Annotated in this window: 19 protein-coding genes; 14 read left to right on the top strand and 5 right to left on the bottom strand. The window is 51.8% G+C overall.

What is annotated here, in order from left to right; translation table 11 throughout:
* Window positions 1-15: 15 nt before the first annotated feature.
* Window positions 16-249 (top strand): hypothetical protein, encoded by a 234-nt coding sequence (locus BLQ88_RS18160; protein ID WP_090153003.1) that lies wholly within the window; start codon window positions 16-18, stop codon window positions 247-249.
* A complete protein-coding gene (locus BLQ88_RS18155; protein ID WP_090152999.1) occupies window positions 246-653 on the top strand; it encodes a type II toxin-antitoxin system VapC family toxin in 408 nt (135 codons plus the stop codon). Before BLQ88_RS18160 ends, BLQ88_RS18155 begins: the two co-directional genes overlap by 4 nt.
* 69 nt (window positions 654-722) lie before the next feature.
* On the opposite strand, the gene BLQ88_RS18150 is transcribed toward BLQ88_RS18155, so the two are convergent.
* Window positions 723-1523 (bottom strand): DUF4397 domain-containing protein, encoded by an 801-nt coding sequence (locus tag BLQ88_RS18150; RefSeq protein WP_090152996.1) that lies wholly within the window; start codon window positions 1521-1523, stop codon window positions 723-725.
* Window positions 1524-1527: 4 nt separating this feature from the next.
* Window positions 1528-4275: a TonB-dependent receptor gene (locus tag BLQ88_RS18145; protein WP_229212736.1), complete on the bottom strand. Its 2748-nt coding sequence runs from the start codon at window positions 4273-4275 to the stop codon at window positions 1528-1530.
* Window positions 4276-4891: 616 nt separating this feature from the next.
* On the opposite strand from BLQ88_RS18145, the gene BLQ88_RS18140 reads away from it, so the two are divergent.
* The 8 genes from BLQ88_RS18140 (at window position 4892) to BLQ88_RS18110 (ending at window position 14843) form a co-directional block, all read left to right on the top strand.
* Window positions 4892-5995 carry a peroxiredoxin family protein gene (locus BLQ88_RS18140; protein WP_218132921.1) on the top strand — a complete coding sequence of 368 codons (1104 nt, stop codon included), beginning with the start codon at window positions 4892-4894 and terminating at the stop codon, window positions 5993-5995.
* Window positions 5968-6204, top strand: coding sequence for a thioredoxin family protein (locus BLQ88_RS37040; RefSeq protein WP_218132920.1), 237 nt, complete (start codon window positions 5968-5970; stop codon window positions 6202-6204). The genes BLQ88_RS18140 and BLQ88_RS37040 overlap by 28 nt, the downstream gene beginning before the upstream one ends.
* Window positions 6205-7081: 877 nt before the next feature.
* A complete protein-coding gene (locus tag BLQ88_RS18135; protein WP_090152995.1) occupies window positions 7082-7537 on the top strand; it encodes a protein-disulfide reductase DsbD domain-containing protein in 456 nt (151 codons plus the stop codon).
* A gap of 39 nt (window positions 7538-7576) precedes the next feature.
* The gene (locus tag BLQ88_RS18130) at window positions 7577-8530 is read left to right on the top strand and encodes a cytochrome-c peroxidase (protein ID WP_090152992.1); all 954 of its coding nucleotides are present in this window, start codon (window positions 7577-7579) and stop codon (window positions 8528-8530) included.
* A gap of 121 nt (window positions 8531-8651) precedes the next feature.
* Window positions 8652-9266 (top strand): TetR/AcrR family transcriptional regulator, encoded by a 615-nt coding sequence (locus BLQ88_RS18125; protein WP_090152990.1) that lies wholly within the window; start codon window positions 8652-8654, stop codon window positions 9264-9266.
* A 50-nt stretch (window positions 9267-9316) separates the two neighbouring features.
* Window positions 9317-10684, top strand: a complete 1368-nt coding sequence (locus BLQ88_RS18120; RefSeq protein WP_229212735.1) for a TolC family protein — start codon at window positions 9317-9319, stop codon at window positions 10682-10684.
* A 7-nt stretch (window positions 10685-10691) separates the two neighbouring features.
* A complete protein-coding gene (locus tag BLQ88_RS18115; RefSeq protein WP_090152987.1) occupies window positions 10692-11735 on the top strand; it encodes an efflux RND transporter periplasmic adaptor subunit in 1044 nt (347 codons plus the stop codon).
* 21 nt (window positions 11736-11756) lie between these two features.
* Entirely contained in the window at window positions 11757-14843 is a 3087-nt protein-coding gene (locus tag BLQ88_RS18110) for an efflux RND transporter permease subunit (protein ID WP_090152984.1), read from the top strand.
* Here BLQ88_RS18110 and BLQ88_RS18105 read toward each other — a convergent pair whose 3' ends face one another.
* The 3 genes from BLQ88_RS18105 to BLQ88_RS18095 form a co-directional block, all read right to left on the bottom strand.
* Window positions 14844-15224, bottom strand: a complete 381-nt coding sequence (locus BLQ88_RS18105; RefSeq protein WP_090152982.1) for a hypothetical protein — start codon at window positions 15222-15224, stop codon at window positions 14844-14846.
* A 161-nt stretch (window positions 15225-15385) separates the two neighbouring features.
* On the bottom strand, window positions 15386-16153 hold the full coding sequence (locus BLQ88_RS18100) for a LytR/AlgR family response regulator transcription factor (protein WP_090152978.1): 768 nt from the start codon (window positions 16151-16153) through the stop codon (window positions 15386-15388).
* Window positions 16154-16385: 232 nt separating this feature from the next.
* On the bottom strand, window positions 16386-17537 hold the full coding sequence (locus BLQ88_RS18095) for a sensor histidine kinase (RefSeq protein WP_229212734.1): 1152 nt from the start codon (window positions 17535-17537) through the stop codon (window positions 16386-16388).
* Between the two features lie 657 nt (window positions 17538-18194).
* Here BLQ88_RS18095 and BLQ88_RS18090 point away from each other — a divergent pair.
* Genes BLQ88_RS18090 through BLQ88_RS18075 form a run of 4 tightly spaced genes read left to right on the top strand, consistent with a single transcriptional unit; the run spans window position 18195 to window position 25303 of the window.
* Window positions 18195-21326: a SusC/RagA family TonB-linked outer membrane protein gene (locus tag BLQ88_RS18090; protein WP_090152976.1), complete on the top strand. Its 3132-nt coding sequence runs from the start codon at window positions 18195-18197 to the stop codon at window positions 21324-21326.
* Between the two features lie 11 nt (window positions 21327-21337).
* Entirely contained in the window at window positions 21338-22879 is a 1542-nt protein-coding gene (locus BLQ88_RS18085; protein WP_090152975.1) for a SusD/RagB family nutrient-binding outer membrane lipoprotein, read from the top strand.
* Window positions 22880-22913: 34 nt separating this feature from the next.
* Window positions 22914-24269 carry an enolase C-terminal domain-like protein gene (locus BLQ88_RS18080; RefSeq protein WP_090152972.1) on the top strand — a complete coding sequence of 452 codons (1356 nt, stop codon included), beginning with the start codon at window positions 22914-22916 and terminating at the stop codon, window positions 24267-24269.
* Entirely contained in the window at window positions 24266-25303 is a 1038-nt protein-coding gene (locus tag BLQ88_RS18075; RefSeq protein ID WP_090152969.1) for a LacI family DNA-binding transcriptional regulator, read from the top strand. The genes BLQ88_RS18080 and BLQ88_RS18075 overlap by 4 nt, the downstream gene beginning before the upstream one ends.
* The last annotated feature ends 18 nt before the right edge of the window (window positions 25304-25321 follow it).

The following is a 25321-nucleotide window of genomic DNA, read 5'->3' as shown; positions in this document are numbered from 1 at the left end:
CAATTCCAGATAGCTATGCAGCACACTTTTCATTTAAAAGCCGGAAGTATGACTCCCGCATTCGCCGACCTCGTTAGAAAGATGTTTGGCGATGGGGAGCTAACGGTAGTCGTCGAACACGTTAATGCAGATAATATCTCACAGCAAGACCAGCACCGGTCCCTAACGGCGCTCCGCGAGCGGTTTAAAGACGCGAAGGTCGATCCCAATATCGATATTTCTAAGCTTGCAGATGAGGTGAATTTATGATTTACCTCGACACAGACGTGTTGATTCATTTCCTGGTACCACAAGACATTTCCAAGTATAGCGTTGCTAAGGACATTTTTGACAAGGTAATTTCTTCCGGAAAACTCAAAGTGTCTTTTCTAACGATGCAGGAAACTGCCTATGTTCTGAATCGTTTAGGATTGGAAAAGCAAGATATCGAATCAATTCTGACGACCTTTTTGAGTTTGGTGCCATTGAACTACGAAGCATCGGAGATGCGGCGAGCCATCACACTATGCAAGCACCTAGGTTTCCAGCATATCAATGATTGCCTCCACACCGCCATTGCCGAACGGCATTGTGATGAATTGTACACCTTTAACAAAGCGGATTTCAAAAGAATAGCACGACTTTCAAAATTGAAGGTGGTCGTTTTGGAATAGCAGACTTCGCAAACCACAAAAAGCCGCACCGCCAATCGGCAGTGCGGCTTCGCTTTGTCCAATCACCATTTATTTTACAGGATGTTCGATCACGCTTGTGCCGAATGCGGGCGCGGCGTTTGGCAGGCCTCTTGTGAAGACCGTGTATATTTTTCCGGCGTCTAGTTGGAGGCTGGCGGAACCGATTTTGGCGGCGGTTGCAGCGTCCAGGTAATCGAGATTGAAAGTGCCGGCGTCGACGGTTTCGAATGGACCTAGTGACCAGGCGCTTAACGCTTCACCAGTCAGGGCTGAGTTGGCGGCGCGGCCGTAGGCAACCTGGTTGAAGAGCGTTTTACCGTTTTGAACCACATTTAATGCACCTGCGCCGGGGGAAAGGTTGATGAACCGGAGCTTGGCTTTGCCGGACGCCGGGGCTTTGAGATCGTCGTAAAAAAGGATCAGCGAATCGGCCTTGTTGTTGGCAGTACGCGCGGCCACTACGGTATGGTAGAAAGTCGCGATGGGGCCGTTGGGGCGGCCGGTGGCGGTGAATGTTGCCGAGTTACCGAACTGGTAGGACGCCTTGTAGCTCGTGTTGGTGCCCTCGGTGAAGTTGATCTGCACATTACCGAAAACAGTGGGCAGGTATTCCGAGGCTTTGTTGATGGCGACGGGCGCGGGCGTCACTTTGTCGGTGAATGTCCAGAAATACAGGCCGGCATCGATAGGACGGGCGTTTGCAAAGCTGATATTGGCGCTCAGCGGCGGCCGGTCGGCGGCGTCGACGTCGAGGTAGCCGGTATCTTCGCAGCCCGAAATGAGAAACAGGGCGGGGATAATGCCGAGCAGGCGTAAAGCCGAAAAGGGTAGTTGTACGAATATTTTCATCACATTAAAGTTTTGCGGTTACTCGAATGAAAGGCTGGATACCGGCGCTGCCGTTTTGGATGCCTATCACCGATGGATTGTTCAAAGCGCTCAGTTTAGGGTCGGAATAGTCGCCCAGCTCATTGAAAAGGTTATTAACACCCAAAGTCGCCTGGATGGATTTGGTGAGCGAGTACGCCACCGACACATCCGCTACCCAGATCGGTTTCAGCTTTTGGTAGAAGTAATCAGGTTTAGGAAAAGTCGCATTCAAAGCCGATGCATTGGTGACAGACCCAAAGTAGACGGCGCGGGCCAGGTAGGTGAGGCGATTTTTCTTGAAAATACCCTGCAATGTGATCTTCTGGCCGGGAATCTGCGAGGTAACCCGCGCTTTTTCGCCGTCGTTGAAGATAATGTAGCGGTAAGCTTCCAGCCCTTTCGGCGTATTCACCGTGGTAACTTCGTTTTTGACGAAATTGGCCCCCAAAAGCAGGCTTAATGTACCGCTGCGGAACGGTGTGCGGTAGCTTCCGGTAACTTCCAGTCCTTTTGTGCGCGTGCTGAACGAGTTGTAAAAGAACTTCGCCTGCGTAGTGCCGGTTTGCACGAACAAGGTGCGCACTTCCGCCGGCAGATTGACGTCGGTCGCCGAGAAATTACCGGTATTTCCCACACGGTTATCGACATCCACCAGGTAAGCATCGGCAGTGAGCTCGAAGTTGCGGAATGGCTGGGACGTAAAACCCACTGTGTAGCCTTTCGACTTCTCGGGCGTGAGCGTAGGTATGCCTAGCGCGCGCGTGGCGGCACTCTGGTTCGAAGCCGTTACCTGATCAATGGCACGGCCCTGCTGGAAGCTGGTCGATGTTTCGGTGTAGTAGTATTGCGCCAGATCCGGTGCTCGGAAGCCGGTGTTGTGGGAGGCCCGGATGCCCAGCCAGTCGGTAATGCTGTAACGGGAGGCGACTTTGTAGGTCGTTACGTTTTGAAGCTGTGAGAAACTTTCGAGGCGAAGGGCACCGGACACCAGCCATTTATCGGTAATGTTCGCCTCGATATCGGCATAACCCGCCAGGATCGAGCGGCTTACATTCACCTGGTTTTCAGGCCGGAAGCCGGCGTGGATCTGAGAGCCCGGCGAAAGGCCGTTTAGGCCGATGCTGCCTTCTTTGGTCTGGTAAATAATGCCCGCCGCGGTGGTATCGAGGCCGTAAATAGCCCGCAAATCGCCTTTGGAATAGGACGCTTCTTCGCCTGCGACGATCTGGTAGGTTTCCACCCGGTACTGCGCGCCGAAGGCCACGTTAATGCCTTTCAACACTTTCGGAAAATAGCGGCTGATATCGATGCTGCCGGTATTCTGACTTGCATTGTAGCTGCCCGCGTCGAAAGTAGTGGGCGTTTTCAGTCCCAGACTCGCATTCAGCGAATTGGTAATCACATTGCCGAAATCGTTTTTACCATACACATTGGAAATATCGACGTCCCATTCGCGGATCTTGCCTTTGATGCCCACCGCGAACGATTTATCGGTGATAATGTTCTCCATCGCCGGCAGGAAACCGTCGGGGTAGAGGAAGGCATTGTTCCGCTCCGTCCATCCCGGTAGGCGGTATACGGCGGTAAATTGCGAATTGCGGTGGCTAATCCCTCCGAATGCATAAAGCTCTGCGTTCTGGCGGATCGGTACCGCGGCGTTGAAAAACAGCAACGCGTCCTTGGCTTTATTGGAACCACCAGCGCGACGGTCGAAATGGTGGCGATCGATGCCGCGGGAAGTCAGGATGGCCTCGTCGATTTCTTTCGTATAAATGGCATCGTAATTGCGCGTGTTCGCGCCGCCGCCGTAAATCGGGCCGATGTAGAGGCCTGCGTCGTCGTTTCCGGGCAGGATGGCAATGGCTTGTGTGGCAAATTCAGCGGTGGTGTTCAGATAGCCGCCGGTTTTACCCAATGCAAAGCCGTAGTTCGCATTCGTACGCGTGGTCGTGCCGTCACCCCGGCGGCGTGTGCTGGCTGTGGAGCTCAGTGTGAGCTGGTCGACGCTCTTATTGAGCACGATGTTGATCACGCCTGCAATGGCATCGGAGCCGTATTGTGCCGCCGCGCCGTCGCGGAGGATCTCTACGCGTTCGATGGCCGCCGTCGGGATAGAGTTGAGGTCGTAGCCCGTCGCGCCGTTGCCGAGGCCGCCCCAGTTAATGTTGGAGCTTTTGTGGCGGCGCTTGCCGTTTACAAGCACCAGTAATTGGTCCACACCCAGTCCGCGCAATTGTGAAAGGTTCAGCGCAGAGCCTGCATCGCCCGCATTGGTACCGTTCACGGAATGGAAAGAGGGTGAAACATATTGCAATAGCTGCGTAATGCTCACCTGCGGGGCCGATTCCTGCAATGGTTTCAGATCAATAATATCCACCGGTACCGGCGAATCGATTTTCGTGCGGTTGGCATTCCGTGATCCTACGACCTGCACTTCGCCGAGTGTGTGCGTGCTGGCGAGCAGCGTTACATTGTACTCGTTGGCGGCGGTGACAGGCAATTCTTTGGCAGTGAAGCCGATAAACGAAAATACGAGCGTTTCGCCCTTAACGAGCGGGAGTGTAAAGCGGCCGTCGGTGTCGGTGATGGTGCCCTGCCGGGTATTTTTAATCGCCACGTTAACGCCGGGGAGCGGCGCGCCGTCTTCTGCGCGTACCAGCCCCGTGAGGGTACGCTGCTGGGCAAGCAGGGGAGTGGATATTAAAAGTATAAAAAGTAATAAATGTTTCATAAGTATTATTTGGAACATGAAACTGAAATGGGTGAAAACCTGATCCGGCGATGGCGGAAATGGCACGATCCGGCATACCGGTGCTCCGGCATTCCGGCGGTCCGGCGTCCGGTGCGTCGCGCCGACGGAGAGCCTGCAGTCCCGTCGGCAACCATTCCGCACATCGTCGGATCAAGTAATATTATATTTAATCTACGGATTTTATAGACTAAACATAATTTAAAAAAAGCGGCTTAGCTCCGCCAGGCATCGGCCGGACAACAACGTTGGTGTGACATTTTTTTGCAGATAAGATTTTGAGATGCCACAAAGTTAATGCGCCGCGATGCGGTTTATCAAAATTTTGAAAACACAAATCGGATACGTTGCCACCAGACGGCCGGAACGCATTATATGCTCACGCGTAGGAGTTTGGTGGTATGAAATCCGAGTTTATTCTACTTAGTCTACGAAAATTGTAGATAATTAAAAATCCACCATTTATATTTGCTTCATGATTCAACGGCCGGTCACAAACCACCTCCGACCAGCCGATGATCCGGGCCAATCCTGCAAAATGCCTCGGATCGAATGAGAAGTACTTCCATTTTTCAAAAACCTAAAAATTTCCAGTTGTATGAAAATCAGCAACCAGATGAAAGCCGTGGCATTGGCAGGGGCCACATTGTTCGGTCATGCCGCATTTGCAGGTGACGGCCCGGATGCCAAAGCGCCGAAGCAAGGCGTTTGGCGCGGCGAGTTCGTGATCAGCGAAACACACATCCCATTCAATTTTGAATACAATGCCAAAGACAAAGACCATCCGGTATTGACACTGCTGAACGGCACGCGCCGCGACGATTTCAAAGTGACCAGGCTCGGCGCGGACTCGATTTTTGTCAAAATGAACACTTACGACGCCGCACTCGTGGCGAAAGTGGAAACCGACGGCAAGATTACCGGCGAGTACCGGAGCCTCGTGCCGGGCTTCCGCGGCAATGCGCTGCCGTTCTCGGCGGAATATGGCAAAAATTACCGTTTCGTAGAGAAAGGCAAAGAGCAGCCTACCAAGCATAACATTTCGGGGAAATGGGATTTGCAGGTTTTCAGTAAAGCCAAAATGCCTGATAATGTGGCGCTTCTAAAACAGGAAGGCAACAAGCTGACGGGCGTGGTGATGTCGACCGTAGGAGATAGCCGAGAGCTGGAAGGCGTGGTACAGGGCGACGAATTCGTGCTTTCGCACTTCTCGGGCCCGAACCCGCGCGTGTACAAGGGCAAAATCAACGAGGACGGTAGCATTACCGGCGTTATCAGCTCGGGTATTTATGATAATACCAAATTCGAAGGGACTAAAAACGACAAAGCCGAGCTGCCCGATCCCTACAAACTGACTTATCTCAAAGAAGGTTATAAAAAACTTGACTTCACATTGCCCGACCTCGACGGCAAGGAGGTTTCGCTGAGCGACGACAAGTACAAAGGCAAGGTGGTGATCGTGGAGATCATCGGAACCTGGTGCCCTAACTGTACCGACCAAACGTCGTTCCTCGCGCCCTGGTACAAGGCCAACAAGGACCGTGGCGTGGAAGCGATCGCGATCGGTTTCGAGCAGAAGGACGATCTCGAATACGCCAAATACACGCTCGGCACATTGAAAAGAAGTACGGCATCGAGTATGATATCCTTTTCGGCGGTATTGCCGACAAAAAAGTGGCATCGGACAAGCTTCCCGCGCTGAACCGCATGATGGCGTTCCCGACCACGATCCTCATCGACCGCAAAGGCGAAGTGCGGCAGATCCACACCGGCTACACCGGAGAGATCACGGGTAAGTACTTCGAGGATTACGTGGCAAAGTGGAACAAGGATCTGAACGAACTCATTTCTGAGCCGGTGCCTTCCGGGGTTAGTTCTGCCGCCGTCGGTACTACGAAGAGTTCGAAATAGAAGCCATTTGAATTGTTGTTACATCCCTACGGGATTTTTGAAATGCGTTGATCCAATGGTCTTTCTGCCAACGTTACGTGCCTGGCGGCACTGGATTGTAGGATGCCAAATCGCGTTAGCGATGTAATATTGGTAGCCACAAAATGACTATTCGCATTAGGGAAATGCCGTCAGGCATGCAACGGCAATTTGCAATGTGATTTGTTGTCACATCCCTACGGGATTTTTGAAATGCGTTGATCCAATGGTCTTTCTACCAACGTTACGTGCCTGACGGCACTGGATTGTAAGATGCCAAATCGCGTTAGCGATGTAATATTGGTAGCCACAAAAAGGATTATCCGCATTAGGGAATGCCGTCAGGCATGCAACGGCAATTTGCAATGTGATTTGTTGTGACATCCCTACGGGATTTTTGAAATGCGTTGATCCAACGGTTTTTCTACCAATGTTACGTGCCTGGCGGCACTGGATTGTGTGATGCCAAATCGCGTTAGCGATGTAATATTGGTAGCCACGAAGTGATTATTCGCATTCCGGAATTGCCGTTAGGCATGCAACGGCAGTTTGCAATGTGATTTGTTGTCACATCCCTGTGGGATTTTTGAAATGCGTTGATCCAGTGGCCTTCTACCAACGTTATGTCCCCAACGGCACTGGATTGTAAGATGCCCAATAGCGTTAGCGATGTGATATTGGTAGCCACAAAGTGATTATTCGCATTCCGGAAATGCCGTCGGGTATGCAACGGCAATGCAATGGATAAATCGTGAGTTCAACTAACTAGGTACGTGGTGATTTGAGACAACTGCAAGGCCGCCGGTGAGGCGTAAATGCTTTGCAGTTGTTTAATATTTCATCCTATAATGCTATTTCAATGATTTACAGGGTTTTAATGCTCGTGCTTTGCTGTTCGGCAGGCGTTTTCGCGCAGGACTTGAAAGACATTTCGCGCTGGAAGGTGAGCCTTTCGAAAAGCGCTACGCAAGCCGGCGAGGAGGTGGAAGTGGTATTTTCAGCCGATATCAATAAAAACTGGAAGCTGTATTCGTCTGATTTCAAAGGGGATATCGGCCCGCTTCCGACGGAATTCGCATTTGATACAAACAATGCCTACCAACTCGTGGGCGATATACGCGCCGTGAAACCGCTCAAAGCCGTGGACCCGACGTGGGATAAGGCCTATACCTATTTTGTGGACAAAGCCGAGTTCCGGCAGACGATCAAGCTGGCCAAGAGGGGTGGGAAAGTTTCGGGGACGATCAAGGGGCTGCTTTGCTCGAACGAGGACGGACTTTGCGTGCCGTTCAAAGAGTCGTTCGAGGTGCAATAGATCAATTTCAACGCATTGATTTAAATCCAAAAATTCAACATGGGTATTTCAAAATGGCTTGCGACCGCGGTTTGCGGCGGTTCGCTTGCGTTGCTGTCGTTGCAATCCGCAGAGGTTTCGGTGGAGTTGAATACGAAAGAGGAGTTGGGCGAAAAACTGTTTTCGGACCCGATCCTCTCGCGCGGGCGGGCGATCAGCTGCGCATCGTGCCATATTCCGCAGTTTGCATTTGCGGATACTGCGGCATTCAGCATTGGTGATAAGGGTACACGGCTGACGCGCAACTCCCCCGCATTGACCAACCTGTCGGGCCGCACGGATTTCTTCTGGGACGGCCGTGCGGGGTCGCTGGAAGAGCAGGTGTTGGGTCCGCTCTCCGCGCATGATGAGATGGATTTGTCTGTCGATCAGGCTGTTGAGCGGCTTCGTAAAGACGATTTTTATAGCGCTGCATTCCAAAAAGTTTTCAAATCGGAAGTCAATGATAAAAACCTGCTGAGCGCGATTGCGGCGTTCGAACGGACGCTGGAAACGACGGATACGCCTTACGACCGCTACCTGGACGGCGACGAAAAGGCAATGTCCGAAGCGGCTGTGCGCGGCCGGATGCTTTTCATCGGCAAGGCCAATTGTGCTACCTGCCATTCCGGCGAAGATTTTACAGCCGATCGCTTCAAAAGTATCGGATTATTCAACGGTAAGGAATTGAATGATTCCGGTCGGTTTAAGATAACCAAAGACAGCGCGCACATCGGGTTGTTCAAAGTCCCCGGCTTGCGGAATGTGGCCGTTACAGCACCGTACATGCATAATGCGATGTTCAAAACGTTGCGCGAGGTGGTTCAATACTATAACACGCCCGACAAATTTGTACGCAATCCCATTAACCGCGACCTGTCGCTCGGCAGCGCGCTCAACCTGTCCGACCACGAAGTCGACGACATTGTAACCTTCCTTGAAGCCCTTACCGACGACCGTTTCAAACAGAAATAGCCTTCATCGCACATTCCACGCTCCGCTTATAGGTAGAATTCCGCCTTTCCTAACTTATTTCGCTAAACAATTTGCATTTACTAAACAGTGTTTATTATATTCACATCGTAATTACAAAAGCATGGCGATTAAGGAAAGAAAAGAGCGGGAAAAGCAGGAAATGAGGAACCTGATCATCGAATCGGCAACTCAGCTGTTTTTGAAGCAAGGTTACGACAAGACGTCGATTCGTAGCATTGCCGATGATATTGAATATAGTCCGGCTACTATCTATCTGTATTTCAAGGATAAAGACGAAATTTTTTATGTAATCCATGAAAATGCATTCGATCTGCTGGATAAGGAACTGCGCCAACACGATGCGATAGCCGATCCGTTCGAAAGGCTGGGAGCGCTGGGCCGTACTTACATGCAGTTTGGCATTGAAAACCCCGATTACTATGATCTGATGTTCATCATGCGCGCACCCATGGAGCAGATCAAAAACGAGGAAAAGTGGAAGGCGGGCGAATGTGCATTTGGCTACCTGCTCACGACATTGGCCGAATGCCTCGAACAAAAGAAGATCCGGCCGGCTGACCTGCATGTGACGGCGATCCAGGTGTGGTCGTATGTGCACGGACTGGTTTCGCTTTACGTACGGGAGCGCATGTGCATTCTCATGCAAACCGATGAAATTACACGTCAAATTCTGCATAGTTCGTTCGACTTATTTTTAGCCAATCTGAAAACCTAAAAAATTTTGCCATTCACTAAACACTGTTCATAAACTAAACATTACTTAAAATGAAGCGAATTTTGAAGCCCATGCTCCGGCATTGGCAGTATCTTCTTGTGCCCTTGCTGAGCCTTTTCACTCCCGTCCGGGCACAGGATGCGCTTTTGCAAGGCTATATTGATCAGGGTCTGAAAAACAACCAGGGCCTTAAACAACAGCGCTTTATACTCGAAAGGAACCTGTTTGCACTGAAAGAAGCCAGGACGTTCTTCTATCCTGAAGTCAATTTCAGCACTTCTTACCTCGACTCTCGCGGTGGGCGGAAAATCAGCATTCCGATCGGTGATTTGCTCAACCCGGTTTATAATTCGCTCAATGACCTGACCAACTCGTCGGCATTCCCGAAAGTGGAAAATGTGAGCCAGACGTTCAATCCGCGGAATTACTATGATGCCAAATTCAGGACGTCCCTGCCGCTTTACAATGCCGAGATCGCTTTTAACACCAAGATCCGGAAGGAGCAAATCCATTTGCAGCAGGCGGAAGTCGACGTTTACAGGAGAGAGTTAGTGAAGGAGATCAAGCTGGCTTACTATGCCTGCCAGCAGTCAAACGAGGCTATCCGGATCCTCGAAAACGCCGTTTCGCTGGCCCGCGAAAACCTCAGGTTTAACCAGGCTCTGGTGAAAAACGACAAGGCGATCCGCACGGTGGTGAGCCGCTCCGAGAATGAACTGATCGGTCTGGAAGCGAGGCTTGTGGACGCACGCAACCAGTCGATCAATGCAAAGGCCTACTTTAATTTTTTGCTTAATAACCCATTGGAAACCAGTCTGGAAATCGACGCGCCTGCTGAAACGGATGTGCTGACGGACACCACGGCGGAGGGTAGGAGAGAGGAGCTGGCCAAGCTGGAATCGCTTTCGAAAATCAATGCATTGTCGGGGCAACTGGCGCGGGCAGGCGCATTACCGAAGCTCTCCACGTTCATTGACCTCGGTTCGCAGGGTGATTTCGTGAATTTCAACCGGGATACGCGTTATTACCTCTTCGGCGTGACACTCGACTGGCGCGTTTTTGCTAATAACCGAACCCAATACAAAGTAAAACAGGCGGAACTGGAACAGAAAGCGACGGGCGAACAGATCAGTCAGGTAGAACAGCAGCTTCAATTACAAAACAAAACCGCGGCCAACACTTTTCAATCGGCCGTGCTTACTTACCGGGCGACCAAAAGCCAAACCGCATTGTCGCAGCAATATTACCAGGACCAGCAAAAGCTTTACCGCGAAGGTCAGCTGCTCTACATTGAATTACTCGACGCCCAGAACCGCCTCATCGGCGACCAGTTGCAACAAAGTATTTCCTATCTCAATGTCCAAACCCGCGCCGCAGAGCTGGAACGGGCCCGGGCGAGCTACTTATTCTCAAACTAAATATGTTATGAAAGCTACAACACATCCTCTCATATATGCGTACGTGCTCGCGGCTACGCTCCTGACCGCCGCGTGCAAGGAAGAAAAGAAACCGGAACAGACCGACGAGACGATCCCGGTCAAAATCATCAGCTCCGCCGCATTGTCCCAGGCGCAGGCCGTGGAAACATCCGGTTTGTTGGGTTCCGAGAATGAAGCACGTTTATCGTTCAAAATCGGCGGTATTATTAAGGATATTACGGTAAATGAAGGCGATAAGGTGCGTAAAGGGCAGCTTTTGGCCACATTGAATACTACTGAAATCGCCGCGCAAATGGGCCAGGCCGAAGAAAACTTTCTGAAAGCACAACGTGATGCGCGCCGGGTGCAGAACCTCTACCGCGACAGCGTGGCGACAAAGGAACAGCTGGAAAATACGCAAACTGCGTTGGTACTCGCTGAAAAGCAGGTAGATATCATGAAATTCAATTTATCACAAACCAAAATTTTCTCGACCGCCGACGGCGTGGTGATGCAGAAATTACAGAATGCCGGCGAACAGGTACAGGGCGGCACGCCTGTTCTGCACATCAGCAGCACCAGCAGCGCCGACTGGGTCGTGAAATGCGGCCTTACCGACAAAGATTGGGCGCGTCTCAAAGGCGGCGAGAAAGCGGAGATCAATTTCGATGCTTATCCGCAGACTTTCACCGGCAATGTTAAAACCCTCGCGCAGGTAAGCGACCCGGTTTCAGGATTGTATCAGGCCGAAATTACCCTCGATAAACCCGCTACCAAACTCGCCAGCGGCCTTTTTGCCAAAGTGCATATTTACCCGAAAGAGAAGACCAGCATGGTTTCTGTCCCCGTCGACGCATTGATCGAGGGCGAGAACGACAGCGCATTCGTGTTCGTGGCGGACGGTAACAAGGCGCAGAAGAAGCGTGTGAAGATCGCATTCCTCGAAGGGGACAAGGCATTCATCCTCGCGGGCATAGACGCGGGTGCGCGGGTAATCCGCGAGGGTTCCGCTTACCTGGCCGAAGGATCGGTGATTAAAGTAGTTCAGTAACCCATTTCAACCGCAAAGACCATGAAATTACCTGAATTTGCAGTCAAGAACTACCAGTTTACGCTGGTGATATTCCTGGGTGTGCTGGCGTTGGGGCTGTACTCGCTCTTTACGATGCCCCGGAGCGAAGATCCCGACATTCACCCGCCGCAATTTACGGTGGTAGTGGTGTACCCCGGCGCCAATCCGAAAGATATGGAGCAGCTCGTAGTGGACCCGATGGAGAAGAAAATCAACGAACTCGACGATATGAAGCATGTTATCACCGACATCCGCGACGGCCTCGCGGTAATGCAGGTGATTTACAAATACAGCTCCGACCCGGACGATAAATACCAGGAAGTGGTGCGGGAGATCAATGCACTGCGCTCGCAGCTCCCGGCCGACATTGCCGATATCCGCATCAACAAACAGATCCCATCCGACGTAAGCATTTACCAGTACGCGCTCATCAGCGAGAATGCGAGCTATACGCACTTGAAGAAGTATTCCAAGGATTTCAAGGAAAGGCTTGAAAAGATCAAGACGCTTAAAAAAGTGGAGTACTCGGGCATTCCCGAGCCGCAGGTGAAAGTGAGCCTGAATTTGGAGAAGATCGCGCAGCAACGGCTGACCCAGGACCAGATCGTGGGCGCATTGCAGAGCGAGGGCGTGAACATCCCGGGCGGGAGCATTAGTATGGCTACCAAAAAGCTCAACATCAAAACCAGCGGCAGCTACCGCACGCTCGACGAGGTGGCCAACACGGTAGTTTCGCGCTCCAATGGAAAGATCGTATACCTCAAAGACATAGCCGATGTGAAAATGGGTTATGAGGACGAAACGCACGTTACCCGCCTGAACGGTTTCAGGTGCAGCTTCGTGAATGTGAGCCAGAAAGAGGGCGAGAACATTATCTCCGTCCGCGACCAGGTGGAACCGGTGGTAGCCGAATTTCAGCAAACGCTGCCTTCGAATATCGAGATGATCAAGGTATTTGATCAGGCGACCAGTGTGGATACCCGGTTGTCGCACTTCGCGCGGGATTTTGGGATAGCTATTTTACTGGTACTGCTCACATTGCTGCCGCTCGGCACACGCGCTTCGTTGGTGGTGATGATCTCGATCCCGCTTTCGCTGGCGATCGGGCTCACGATGATGAACCTGCTCGGTTATAACATCAACCAACTGAGTATTGTGGGGATGATCGTCGCGCTCGGTATTCTGGTCGACGACAGCATTGTGGTCGTCGAAAACATCGAACGGTATTTGCGCATGGGTTACGGCAAGGTGCAGGCGGCCATTCAGGCATCGTCGCAGATAGGCCTGGCGGTGGTAGGTTGTACGATCCTGTTGATCTTCGCATTCCTTCCGCTTGTGTTTCTGCCCGAGGGCGCGGGGGATTTTATCCGCAGCCTGCCGATGTCGGTGATCACGACGGTATTCGCCTCGATGCTCGTTTCGCTTACCGTGGTGCCGTTCTTGTCGAGCGTAATCCTGAAACCACATGCTTCCGAGGATGGGAACTGGTTATTGAGAGGCATGAAAAAGGGCATTCACAAAACCTACGGCAGCGTGCTCGACCGCGCATTGCATTGGCCTAAAACCACATTGGCGATTGCCGGTCTGATATTTGTCGGCTCGCTGGCACTGGTACCGCTCATCGGCAACAGTCTTTTCCCGAAATCGGAGAAGCCGATGTTCCTGATCGACATTGAAACACCGCAAGGTACCAACCTCAAAAAGACGAACGAAGTAGCTCGCTATGTGGAAGGTATTCTGAAACAGGAGCCGCTCATTACCTCATTCTCGACGAATGTGGGCAAAGGCAATCCGCGGGTTTATTATAATGTAGTTCAACGGAACGAAAGCGAGAACTTTGCGGAGATTTTCGTGCAGGTGGAAGGGCTTGAAACCGAAGAGAAAGTAGCGGTGATCGAAAAGCTGCGCAAAAAGCTGGAACGCTATCCCGGGGCGGAAATCAAAGTGAAAGACTTTGAACAGGGCCCGTTGATCGAAGCGCCGCTGGCTTACCGCATTTATGGTGAAAACCTGGAAGACCTGCGCAAAACCGCATTCGGTGTTGCGGATTTACTCACCAAAACCGAAGGTACCATTTACGTGAACAACCCGTTGCTGGTACAACCGACCGATCTACGCATCAACATCAATGAACAGAAAGCCGGAACGCTGGGTATTTCCTCGGCCGACATCGATCGTACGGTGCGGCTGGGGGCTGCCGGGCTGAATGTGGCCACTTTCCGCGAGGATGTGGGCAAGGCCGATAGCTACAATATCAATGTGTCGGTGCCGCGCAATGCTGCGATCCAGGATTACAGTGTTTTTGATAAACTGTACGTAACCTCGGCATCGGGCGCGAGCATTCCTTTGAAAAGCATCGCCACCATCGAAATGGAAAGCTCACCAAACCAGATCCGGCATTATGACAAGGACCGCTACGTGACCGTTTCGGCGTTCGCAAAACCGGGGTACAATGTCCAGAAAATGAACGAAGACATTACCGCAAAACTCAATCAGTTCAAATTCGAAAAAGGTCAGCATTTCAAAGTGGCCGGGGAAAAGGAGAGCCAGGAGGAAAGCTTCGGCGGATTAGGCCTCATTATACTGATCACCGTGTTCGGCTTTTTGGGCGTATTGATATTGGAATTCAAAACCTTCAAAAGCATTCTGATCGTACTCTCGGTAATCCCGCTGGGAATCGTGGGCGGGCTGGCAATGCTGTTCCTTACCGGCGAAACGCTTTCATTCACAGCTACGATCGGCTTCATTGCATTGGTAGGTATTGAAGTGAAAAACTCGCTGCTGGTGGTCGATTTCACCAACCAGCTGCGCGAGCAGGGTAAGGGCATTGAAGAGGCCATTATCGAAGCCGGCGAAATCCGTTTCGTACCGATATTGCTCACGTCCATGACGGCAATCGGTGGCTTGCTCCCCCTCGTAATCGAGTATAGCGCATTGTACTCGCCGCTGGCACTGGTACTCATCGGCGGGCTCATCAGCTCCACGTTGCTTTCGCGCCTCGTGACGCCGGTAATGTACAAGCTGCTGCCGCCAAAAGTTGAGCAGCAGAAAGCGGTACAAGAAGCCGAGTTGGAAGTGGCCTATTGATCACAAATTAACCAGCACCCGTTTGCCGGCATTGTTGCGGGCGGTGCCATGCCGCGTCACCTTGTTGAGCGCGCGGCCAATGCCTTTCGTAAAACCTTCGCCGAGCTCGGCATACGCCAGATCGGTGTTTTCAATGATCAGTTTGTGCGCGAGTTCGTCGTAACTCCATTTCATACTGGCCGCCTTGGTGTCGCTGGTAGCCGTCTCAACGGGTACCGGCGACGCATCGGCTTGGCTGGTAGCGCTAATGCCGGCTGCGAGTTTCCAGAGAATGAGCGCGGCGACGACGGCTACGATAAAAATGGCCTGCCGCTGTCCGACGTGGCTGTGGAGCAAGGCGGATACGGCTGAGGTCAGGTTGGTAGAAGATTTGAAGAGCATGGCTAACGGATTTTATGTGCAATTGAATTCGTGCTTCGCGCGGAAGCTACATTGTCTGACAAATTTGTAATCCAAATCGTTGAAAAGTGTACCGAAAATGTCTGATCCGGACTTTTTGCGATGTAAAGCGTGCATTTCAAATCGTGAACCGTATCTTGCGGTTACCCCATTTTGGTGACGAACGCCTTGATATTGTCGCGGTACCCGCGTGTCCATTTTACTTTTTCACCGGTGGATAAATGAATGATATACTCACCATTAAAGTATGTTTCGAGCTCGGAGATGAAATTCATGTTCACAATGTTCGAACGGCCGACGCGGATCATGACCGACGGATCGAGGCGGCCTTCGAGGCTGCCGAGGCTTTCGTAGATCGTATAAACTTTCTTCTGTGCAGTGTAAACCGAAATATAATTGCCGTCCGCCGAGAAATGCGTGATGTCGTCCGTTTTGACCAGATACATCTTTCCGGCTTCTTTCACGAGTAGCCGCTGTAAATAATTCTCCTCCTTCTGGTCGCGCAGCAGGCTGTTCACCAGTTCTTCGATCCGCGGCTGCGACTTCTGGCTGAGCCTTTCCTTCAACCGGCCCAGCGATTGATGGAAACGGATTTCGTCAAACGGTTTCAGCAAATAATCGATCGCATTCACTTCGAATGCACGCAATGCATACTGATCGAATGCGGTAGTAAAAACGACAAACGGCTGATGGTGCGGCCACACTTCGCGCAGCACCTCGAAACCATCGAGCTCCGGCATTTGAATGTCCAGGAAAATTACATCGGGGCGGTGTTGCAATATTTTCACAACAGCCTCCGAGCCATTGGCGGCTTCGTCGGTGATTTCAATGGAATGATCGTGCTGTACGAATGTCCTGATTACGTCCCGGGCCAGCACTTCGTCATCGATGATCAGGCAGCGGTATTTCATGTTTTTTCGGGGTTAATTTTTTTTGACCGCCGACGGCCGACGGTTGACTTTTTTTTGACCGCCGACGGCCGACCGCCGACCGCCGATTTTTTTTTGACGGCTGACGACCGACGAGCGACCGCCGATTCTTTTTTGACCGCCGACGGCCGACCGCCGACCGCCGAACTTTTTTAACCGCCGACAATCACCCGGAGGCCCCAGCGATCGGCGGTCGGTGGTCGGCGGTCATCGGTCATCGACACCGTTCAAAATAAAGCGTCACCGACGTCCCGCCCCCATCCGGCTGCTCAAATTTCATCCTCCCTTCCGCGCCGTAGGCTTGTTGGAGGCGTAACAATGTATTCTGCAATCCCAGTCCCATGCCTTTCGGGGCTTTTCGGGGTGCGGCTCCGATGCCGTTGTCGTAAACTGTTACCTGCATACCCGTGGCGCTCACGGTGCTGGTAATGCGTATGAGGGCATTGGTGGTAATGTCGGAAATGCCGTGTGTGATCGAATTTTCGACGATCGGTTGCAGGATCAGCTGTGGTACCGGGTACAATTCGGAAGCCGGATCGATGTGGTATTCTACTTTCAGGCGGTCCTGGAAGCGGATCTGCTGGATGTCGAGGTATTGCCGGGTCAGTTGGAGCTCCTCTTGCAAAGGTATGAAATCGGCCGACTGGTTTACGAGCACCGCGCGCAGGAGGTCGCTCAGCGTGGTGATCATGAGCGTGGCTTTGCGGATGTCGTTTTTCACCATCAGGCTCACCACGCTATGCAGGGTATTGAATAGAAAATGTGGGTTGAGCTGCATTTTGAGCGATTGCAGCTGGGCATTGGCCAGTTGCCCGCGAAGCTGTTCGTTATGCAGCTCGGTTTCGAAATTCTGTTGTTTAAGCTCCTGGTAGCGGTAAATGTAGGATACTTTGTTAAAACCCACCACCAGGAGCAGGTACTGACCGAAACTCGCGGTATAGGCTATAAAAAACGAGAACAGGTAGTTTTCCAACGGCACCGACTGGCCTACTGCGCGGTACATCAGCGGGTTGGTAATGTAGTAATGCATTACATTGATGAAAATATTCAGGAAAGTGACGATCGCCAGATGGAAGAGGACCGGTTTCAGAATGGACGAACTTTCCCGGACTTTGAACGCGATCGGGACTTTGATCGACGCAAAGAGGATCAGCGGGGTAGTGGACCACCAGAACAAACCATCGAGCAGCCAGACGAACATTTCGTGGGGCTGCATTGCCACTCCTTCCTTCAAAAGCCACAGCATCATAAGCTGACCGAACGTTATTACCGCGAAAATGCTCCAATAGCAGAAGGAATACCACCAGAACTGACCTACCGAGAGCGGCAGCCTGGATTGTTCCAACATACGTTTCAAAAAGGTCATGACAGGATGGATGATCGGAAAACCATAAGGAGGATTTCGGGGTAAATCTAACGTTCCCGCCCCGTGAAGTTGCCCTCAATTACATGAACCGGGCGAACTGTTATTTGAAATACACTATGGCTGTCTGACGTGTGCAGTAAGCCCTGAAACCATTAATGTGTTTATTTTTAGAAATAATGTAAAAATATTTGCTTCGAAATTTTGTTGTTTAATCGATTAAATTTACATTTGGTCACATTAATTTCAATTTGCTCGATTGAAGTGCCAACTTTAAGGACAACAAGCCGTCAACATTCCTTCCTGCGGCCCGATACAGTCCAGCCTGACATTTAAAAGTACCCGAAACCATCACAAAGACCTGACTAATACATCGTATTCCGACAGTTTAGTTTGATATTTTGCTTAATCGTTTAATCTAAAAAACAGGTTTTTTGCATAGCCCGTTGTCCATTGCAGCGTATGCAGTTATTCCTATCGGCACGCGCATTCGATAGGAAGGCAGGAAATTTTTGATTACGTATATATATTTCCGTTCGGTTCACGCGACCGTGCACAATGTTTTTTTGCCCTTACTATTCCTGGCCCTCGTGTCCGTAAGCGATTACGGTTTTCGTGTACTTTTTGGAATGCTATTCACCCTGACCCAATTAAGATGTGATGAAGAAATGTTTTACCATTGCCATGCTGCTTGCCTTGGTTTGCAGCGCGGTTTTTGCCCAGAACGGCCGGATCACAGGAACCGTTACCGGCGACAGCAAAGAGCCGCTGCCGGGCGTCAACATCCTCATTAGCGGCTCCTCACAGGGCACCGTGACCGACTCGGAAGGTAAATATGCCCTCGACGCTCCTGCTAATGCGACGCTCGTCTTTTCGTTTATAGGTTATGTTAGTCAGACGATCGCCGTAGGTACGCGCTCGGTGATCGATGTGCAGCTCACGCAGGAATCCAAGAACCTTACGGAAGTAGTGGTAACTGCGCTCGGTATCAAACGGGAGGCGAAAACGCTTGGTTACGCCACAGCGACGGTCAATGCGGACCAGATCTCCACGAACCGTACGCCCAACGTAATGAGCTCATTACAAGGTAAAATGGCAGGGGTGAATATATCCTCGCTGTCGACAGGCCCTGGAGGGACGGCCAAAATCCGCATTCGCGGGCAGTCGTCGTTTGCCGGGCAGAACAACCCGCTCATCGTCGTGAATGGCGTACCGATCGATAATTCCAATTTCGCTGGCGGTGGCGATTACGCCCAGCGCTCGGCGAACAACTCCGATGGCGGAGACGGGTTATCGAGTATTAACCCGGACGATATCGAATCGATGACGGTACTGAAAGGTGCCACGGCCGCAGCGCTTTACGGCTCCCGTGCCAAGGACGGCGTGGTGATGATCACGACCAAAAACCGCGGAACCGGCAAAGGCATCGGGGTGGATTACAATATCAATTTCACCACCGATACGCCGCTCGATTTCACCGATTTTCAATACGAATACGGCCAGGGAGAAGGCGGGAAACGGCCTACCACCGACAAGCCGACATCGGGTGTGTGGAGCTTTGGAGAGAAGTTCGAGCCGGGTATGACGCAGACGCTTTTCGATAGCGAAATATGGCCCTACGAGCCCGTACGCGGCCGGGTGAAGAAGTTTTACCGCACGGGAATGAATATGACCAACACCATTACCGTCTCCAACAACGGTCCGAACGGCGGTTTCAGCTTGTCGCTGGCCAATAGTGATAACCGGGGGATCGTGGAGAATAACAAGTTCAACCGGAAAGTGGTGAACCTCGGCTTTACACAAAACATTTCCAAGCGGCTTACTGCATTTGGCAACATCAATTATTCCAAAGAGAAGAATACCAATCCACCGCAGATCGACGCACAGGATTTCGCAACTTCGACCGTGATCTTCACGCTCGCGAACTCCATGCCTTTCGAAGCATTAAAGCAGAACCAGACTTTTCCGAACGGCGATGAATTTCCTTTTGCAAGGTTCCTGGTGAGAAATAATCCCTATTACTCGCTCAGCCACCACTTCGAAAACATTTCCCGCGACCGGCTTTTCGGCAATGTGGCGTTAAAGTACCAGTTTACCGACTGGCTGTATCTGCAACTTCGCGCCGCGCAGGATTTCTACGTCCGCAACCAGGATTACAACATTCCCAACGGCTATGCACCCATCGCGAAAGCGCCGGTTGGTTATGTAAACGGCTCATTCACACAGGATGTGCGCCGCAATACCGAACGGAACCTCGACTTCATCCTTGGCGGCAACCATAACTTCGGCAACATCGGCGTGGACGTAACCCTCGGCGGTAACCAGCGTTACGCGAGGATGGATTACAACAGCGTAACCGTCCAGGATTTTATCCAGCCCAACCTGTACACCGTCATGAATGGCCGTGTGAAAAACCCGCTTTACCAGCTTTCGGAGAAGAAAATCAACTCGCTTTACGGCGCGGCGACTATTTCCTGGAAAGAGTTCATTTACTTGAATGTAACCGCCCGAAACGACTGGTTCTCAACGCTCGCACCGCAGAACCGCAGCATTCTTTATCCGTCGGTGACGGGTAGCTTCATTTTCTCGCAAGCCTTCCCGAACCTGCCTTCATGGATTTCATTTGGTAAGCTGCGCGCGGCTTATGCGCAAGTGGGTTCCGACAATGTGAACCCGTATTCGAATGCATTGTATTACGCGGTGGATAACAATTCGTTCCCCAACCCGCAGGGCCAGGCCGTGCCCGTGGGCGGTATTAATGCATCCACGGTGCCGAACAAGAACCTGAGGCCGTTGCGCATTAAGGAGGCAGAGGCAGGTCTGGAAATGAAGTTGTTCAACAATCTGCTCGGTTTTGATTTAACATATTACCACAAAACGACTGACGATCAGATTCTTGCCGCACAAATCTCCGACGCTTCGTCTTATACCGCGCAGCTCATCAACGTCGGCCGCAGTATGAACAAGGGTATCGAGTTGCTGCTGACCGGCTCGCCCGTGAAAACCAAGGATTTTACCTGGGATGTGAGTTTCAATGTGTCCTACAACACTTCCAAAGTGCTGAAACTCGGTCTGGCGGAGAAAGATACGGTGATAACCGTGGGCGGTGGAGGCGGACGGACGCTCAACATGGTGGTAGGCAAGCCGCTCGGGCAGTTGTACACCTTCATGTATGCACGAGACGCGCAAGGCCGGCAGGTGTTTGATAAAAACAGTGGTATGCCGTTGAGAAACAATACATTGATGAACGTCGGTAATGCATTGCCCAGGTATTTTGGTGGTATAACAAACACATTTAACTACAAGGGCATTATGCTTTCGGCGCTGGTGGATTTCAAACTCGGGCACAAGATGATCACCGGGCGGAACATCAACTATATGCGCCACGGGTTGTCGAAACGGACATTACCCGGCCGTGCCGAGGGTTTTGTAATCGGAAATGGCGTGAACCCGGACGGCGAGGTGAACCAGACCAAAGCGGCGGTGCAGCCATTCTACGAGTCGATCAACCCGCTGGGTGTTAATGAGGATTTTGTCCAGAATGCGGGTTTCTGGAAGCTGCGCCAGCTTACACTGGGCTACGACCTGGGCAAACTACTGCCTGAGAAGGCGTTTGTGAAAGGCCTACGCCTGAGCGCGGTCGCGAACAATGTGCTGATAATCAAGAAGTGGACGGAGAATATGGACCCGGAAGAAGTCCTCAACTCGTCGGACAATGCAACCGGCCTCGATTTTTGGCCCGGTTTGCCGCCGACCCGCAGCATTGGTTTCAACCTCAATGTTAAATTCTAAACGTCGATCCCATGAAAGCTACATTCAAATATATCCTCGCGCTTTTCTTGTCGCTCACGTTCATTACCGGCTGCGACGAGGGTTTCGACGAGATCAATACCAACAAAGTAGATCCGACTTCGCTCGCGCCGTCGCTGATCCTGAACAAAGCCATTATCGCAACCACTTACCTCGACGGCGTCTCGACGCTCGGCATGCTTTGCTATAACTTCGGCATTGTGCAGCAGGTGATTACGCCCTATGGCAGCTCGCTGTCGGGCGGAAATTATAACCAGTTGAACAATGCCAACTCGCCGCTCGTTTGGGTGAATTTTTACAGAAATGTAATTAAACAACTCGTAGCTGTCACTGAGCAAACGAAGGACGACGCACTGAGCGCCAACATTTACCAGACCGCGCGCATCTGGAAAGCCTACGCATTCATGATATTGACCGACACTTATGGCGACATTCCCTATTTCGATGCGGGTAAGGGTTATATCAGTGAGGAAATCCGGCCGAAATACGATCCGCAGGAAGCCGTTTACAAGGATATTCTCAAAGAACTGGAAGAAGCTACCGCCGCACTCGACGCATCCAAAGATCCGGTTACGACCGACATTCTGTACGGTGGAGACGTGCCGCGCTGGAAAAAGCTCGGCTACTCGCTCATGCTCCGCGCCGGGATGCGCCTCTCCAAGGTAGACCCGACGAATGCGAAAGCTTACGTGGCCAAAGCCGTAGCGGGAGGTTTGTTCGAAAGCAATGCGGATAATTCCGTCATTCGCCATACTTCATTGTATAATAATTTCATTGCGAATCACTTAGCGGCTCGTGAGAAGACCAACTTTTACCTCGCGGCGCCATTTGTGAATTACCTCAAAGAAAACAACGACCCCCGCTTGCCTGTGTTCGCGGTTCGGTATGTAGGCGCGAAAGGTGGTCCCGAGCAGACGCCCGCCCGCGCCTCATCCGATCCGAAGGTGCAGATCGGCATGCCGATGGGTTACAATGACGTGACGATCAACAATGTGCTGGTTGAGAACGGTGTAGCGAGTCTCTGGGATTTTACGCAGATCAACCTCACCACCGTTTTGAAGCTCGATGCGCCGGAATTTCACATTACCTACGCGCAGGTACAGCTCCTGCTCGCAGAAGCGGCCGTGCGCGGATGGGTAACCGGGAAGGCCGGGGATTATTATGCCAAAGGTATCCGCGCCAATCTCGAACAAATGGCCAGCTACGACCCGAAGGCGGCCATTAAGGAAGACGCAATTCTTGCTTACCTGAAAGCGCATCCGCTCGACGACGCCAAAGCATTGGAATTGATCAATACCCAATATTGGGTAGCGACATTCCTGGATGGCAACGAATCCTGGGCCAATTTCCGGCGCAGCGGTTTCCCGGCGTTGAAAAAGAACCCGTACCCCGGCTCGGAGATCAAGGAAGACTTCATCCGCAGGATGCCTTATCCCGACAGCGAGATCGTCGTGAACTTGCAGAATGTGAACGACGCCAATGCGCGGCAGGGGCCCAACGACCTCAATACGAGGGTGTGGTGGGATAAAAAATAATATCAGCAATTCTTAAACCTTTAACCTGAAACAAATGAAAGAGAACGGAATGAGTCGTCGTGACACGATGAAAGCATTGGGACTGAGCGGTTCCGCCGGTATCCTCGGATTGTTCGGAGGTATTTCAAACGCCCGTGGGGCAGCCGAAAGGGAAACGCCGCAGTATGCCAAGGGCTTGAAACCGCTGACGATCAAAAGCGTTCGTGCGATTGCGACGGCGCCGCAGGGCTCTAACCTCATTGTCGTGAAGGTCGAAACGTCTGAGCCTGGCTTGTATGGCCTTGGCTGTGCCACATTCACGCAGCGGGCGGAAGTGGTGCTGGTGGCGATCAATACCTATCTCAATGAGTTTTGTACCGGCAGGGATGTCGACAACATCGAGGACATGTGGCATGCCGCCTACGTGAGTTCCTACTGGCGTAACGGCCCGGTGCTCAACAATGCATTGAGCGGTCTCGACCAGGCGCTTTGGGACATCAAAGGCAAGCGCGCCGGAATGCCGCTGTACCAGTTGCTGGGCGGGAAAGTACGCTTCGCGGTGCCGTGCTACACGCATGCGAACGGGCGCACACCCGAGGAAACCGTGGAAAGCGTGAAGAAGATCCAGGAGCAGGGGTACCGGTACATCCGCATTCAGCAGGGCGGCTACGGCGCGGTTGGCAGTACTACCAAAAAGCCCGATTTCAAGGAAGCGGGCTTCGGCGGGGCTACGGACAACTATATGGATGAAAATGCCTACCTCAAAGCCATTCCCATTCTCTTTGAAACCGTTCGTAAACAATGCGGCGAGGAAGTGGAGCTGTTACACGATATCCACGAACGCGTGCAGCCGATGAATGCGATCAATATGATTAAAAAGCTGGAAGAATTCCGGCCATTCTTCATCGAGGACCCGTTTTCTCCTGAAAATATGAAGTGGTTCAAACTGCTGCGCCAGAGTACAACGGTGCCGCTGGCGATGGGCGAGCTTTTCAATAATATCAATGAATTCCTCGAACCGATGGCTAACCAGTGGTTCGACTATATCCGCATTCACGTGTCGCAGATCGGCGGGGTCACGCCGGCGATGAAAGTGGCGCGGCTGGGGGAATGGTTTAATGTGAAAACGGCCTGGCACGGTCCTGGTGACGTGTCGCCGGTCGGTCACTCGGCACATGCCCACATCGATATGGCCGTCTGGAACTTCGGTATCCAGGAGGCGGTGCAGTTCAACGACAAAACGCTGGAAGTATTTTCGGGATGCCCGACGATGAAAAACGGGTATATGTCGGTCAATGAAGTACCCGGTATCGGCGTGGACATCAACGAAAAAGCTGCCGCCAAATTCCCGATTTCTACCAAGTCGAACTGGCAAGTAAGAAAATTCGACGGTACGCTTATACGTCCATGAAAAAAGCATCGCTCAAAGATATTGCGCAACAGGCGGGCGTCTCCACGGCCCTGGTCTCCTATGTTCTCAACGGTAAGGAGAAGGAGACCAGGGTGGGGGAGGCTATCGCTCAAAAAATCAGGTTGATAGCCAAGGAGTTGAACTACCAGCCCAACCACCTGGCCAAAAGCCTCAGAAGTGGCAAGACGCACACCATCGGGCTCATCATCGCCGATATATCCAACCCGTTTTTCGCCAACATCGCCCGTGTGGTGGAGGATGAGGCGAAAAAGAACGGCTATACGGTGATCATCGGCAGTTGCGACGAGCACGCCGAGAAATCGTGGGACTTGTTGAATGTGCTGATCAACCGGCAGGTCGACGGCTTCATCATCGTCTCCTGCGAAGGCTCCGAAAACCAGGTGCATTATCTGAAAGAGCGGAATATTCCATTCGTATTGCTGGACCGCCATTTTCCCGAAATCCAGACCGACTTTGTGGCTACCAACAATTACAAAGCCTCTTACGACGCGGGCATTCACCTCATCAAAAGCGGGTACAAGAAGATCGGTATCATGGCCTACAAATCGAATATGTACCACATGGAGGAGCGCGTGCGCGGCTACAAGCACGCATTGCGCGATAACAAAATCGAATTTCACGACGCCTGGCTGAAAGAAGTGCATTTCGAAACGATGGACAGCGAGGTACGCACGGCCATCGACGAGATACTAGCCTCCGAGCAGCGCGTCGACGCGATGATTTTCGCCACCTATGGTCTGGCTATCAATGCATTGAAATACATTACCGAGCTGCGTCTCCAAGTCCCATCGGACCTGGCGATCGTCAGCTACGGCCAGGCGGAGGTTTTCGACCTGTATTATTGCCCTATCACGTACGTGCAGCAGCCTTTGGAAATGCTGGGCAAAACATCGGTTGAATTCTTATTGAAAAAACTGAAAAACCCCGACGAGGGCATGAAACAGATTTTGATGGAAGCGAAGCTGATCGCCCGCGACTCGTCGAAACCGAAAACGAGCGCTGTTAACGGGTAATGCGGTCAGGTGTGATCA

It is taken from the genome of Dyadobacter soli (assembly GCF_900101885.1).
GTDB lineage: Bacteria > Bacteroidota > Bacteroidia > Cytophagales > Spirosomataceae > Dyadobacter > Dyadobacter soli.
The sequence above is the reverse complement of the archived record's forward strand: the minus strand, read 5'-3'. Positions and strand labels throughout refer to the sequence as shown.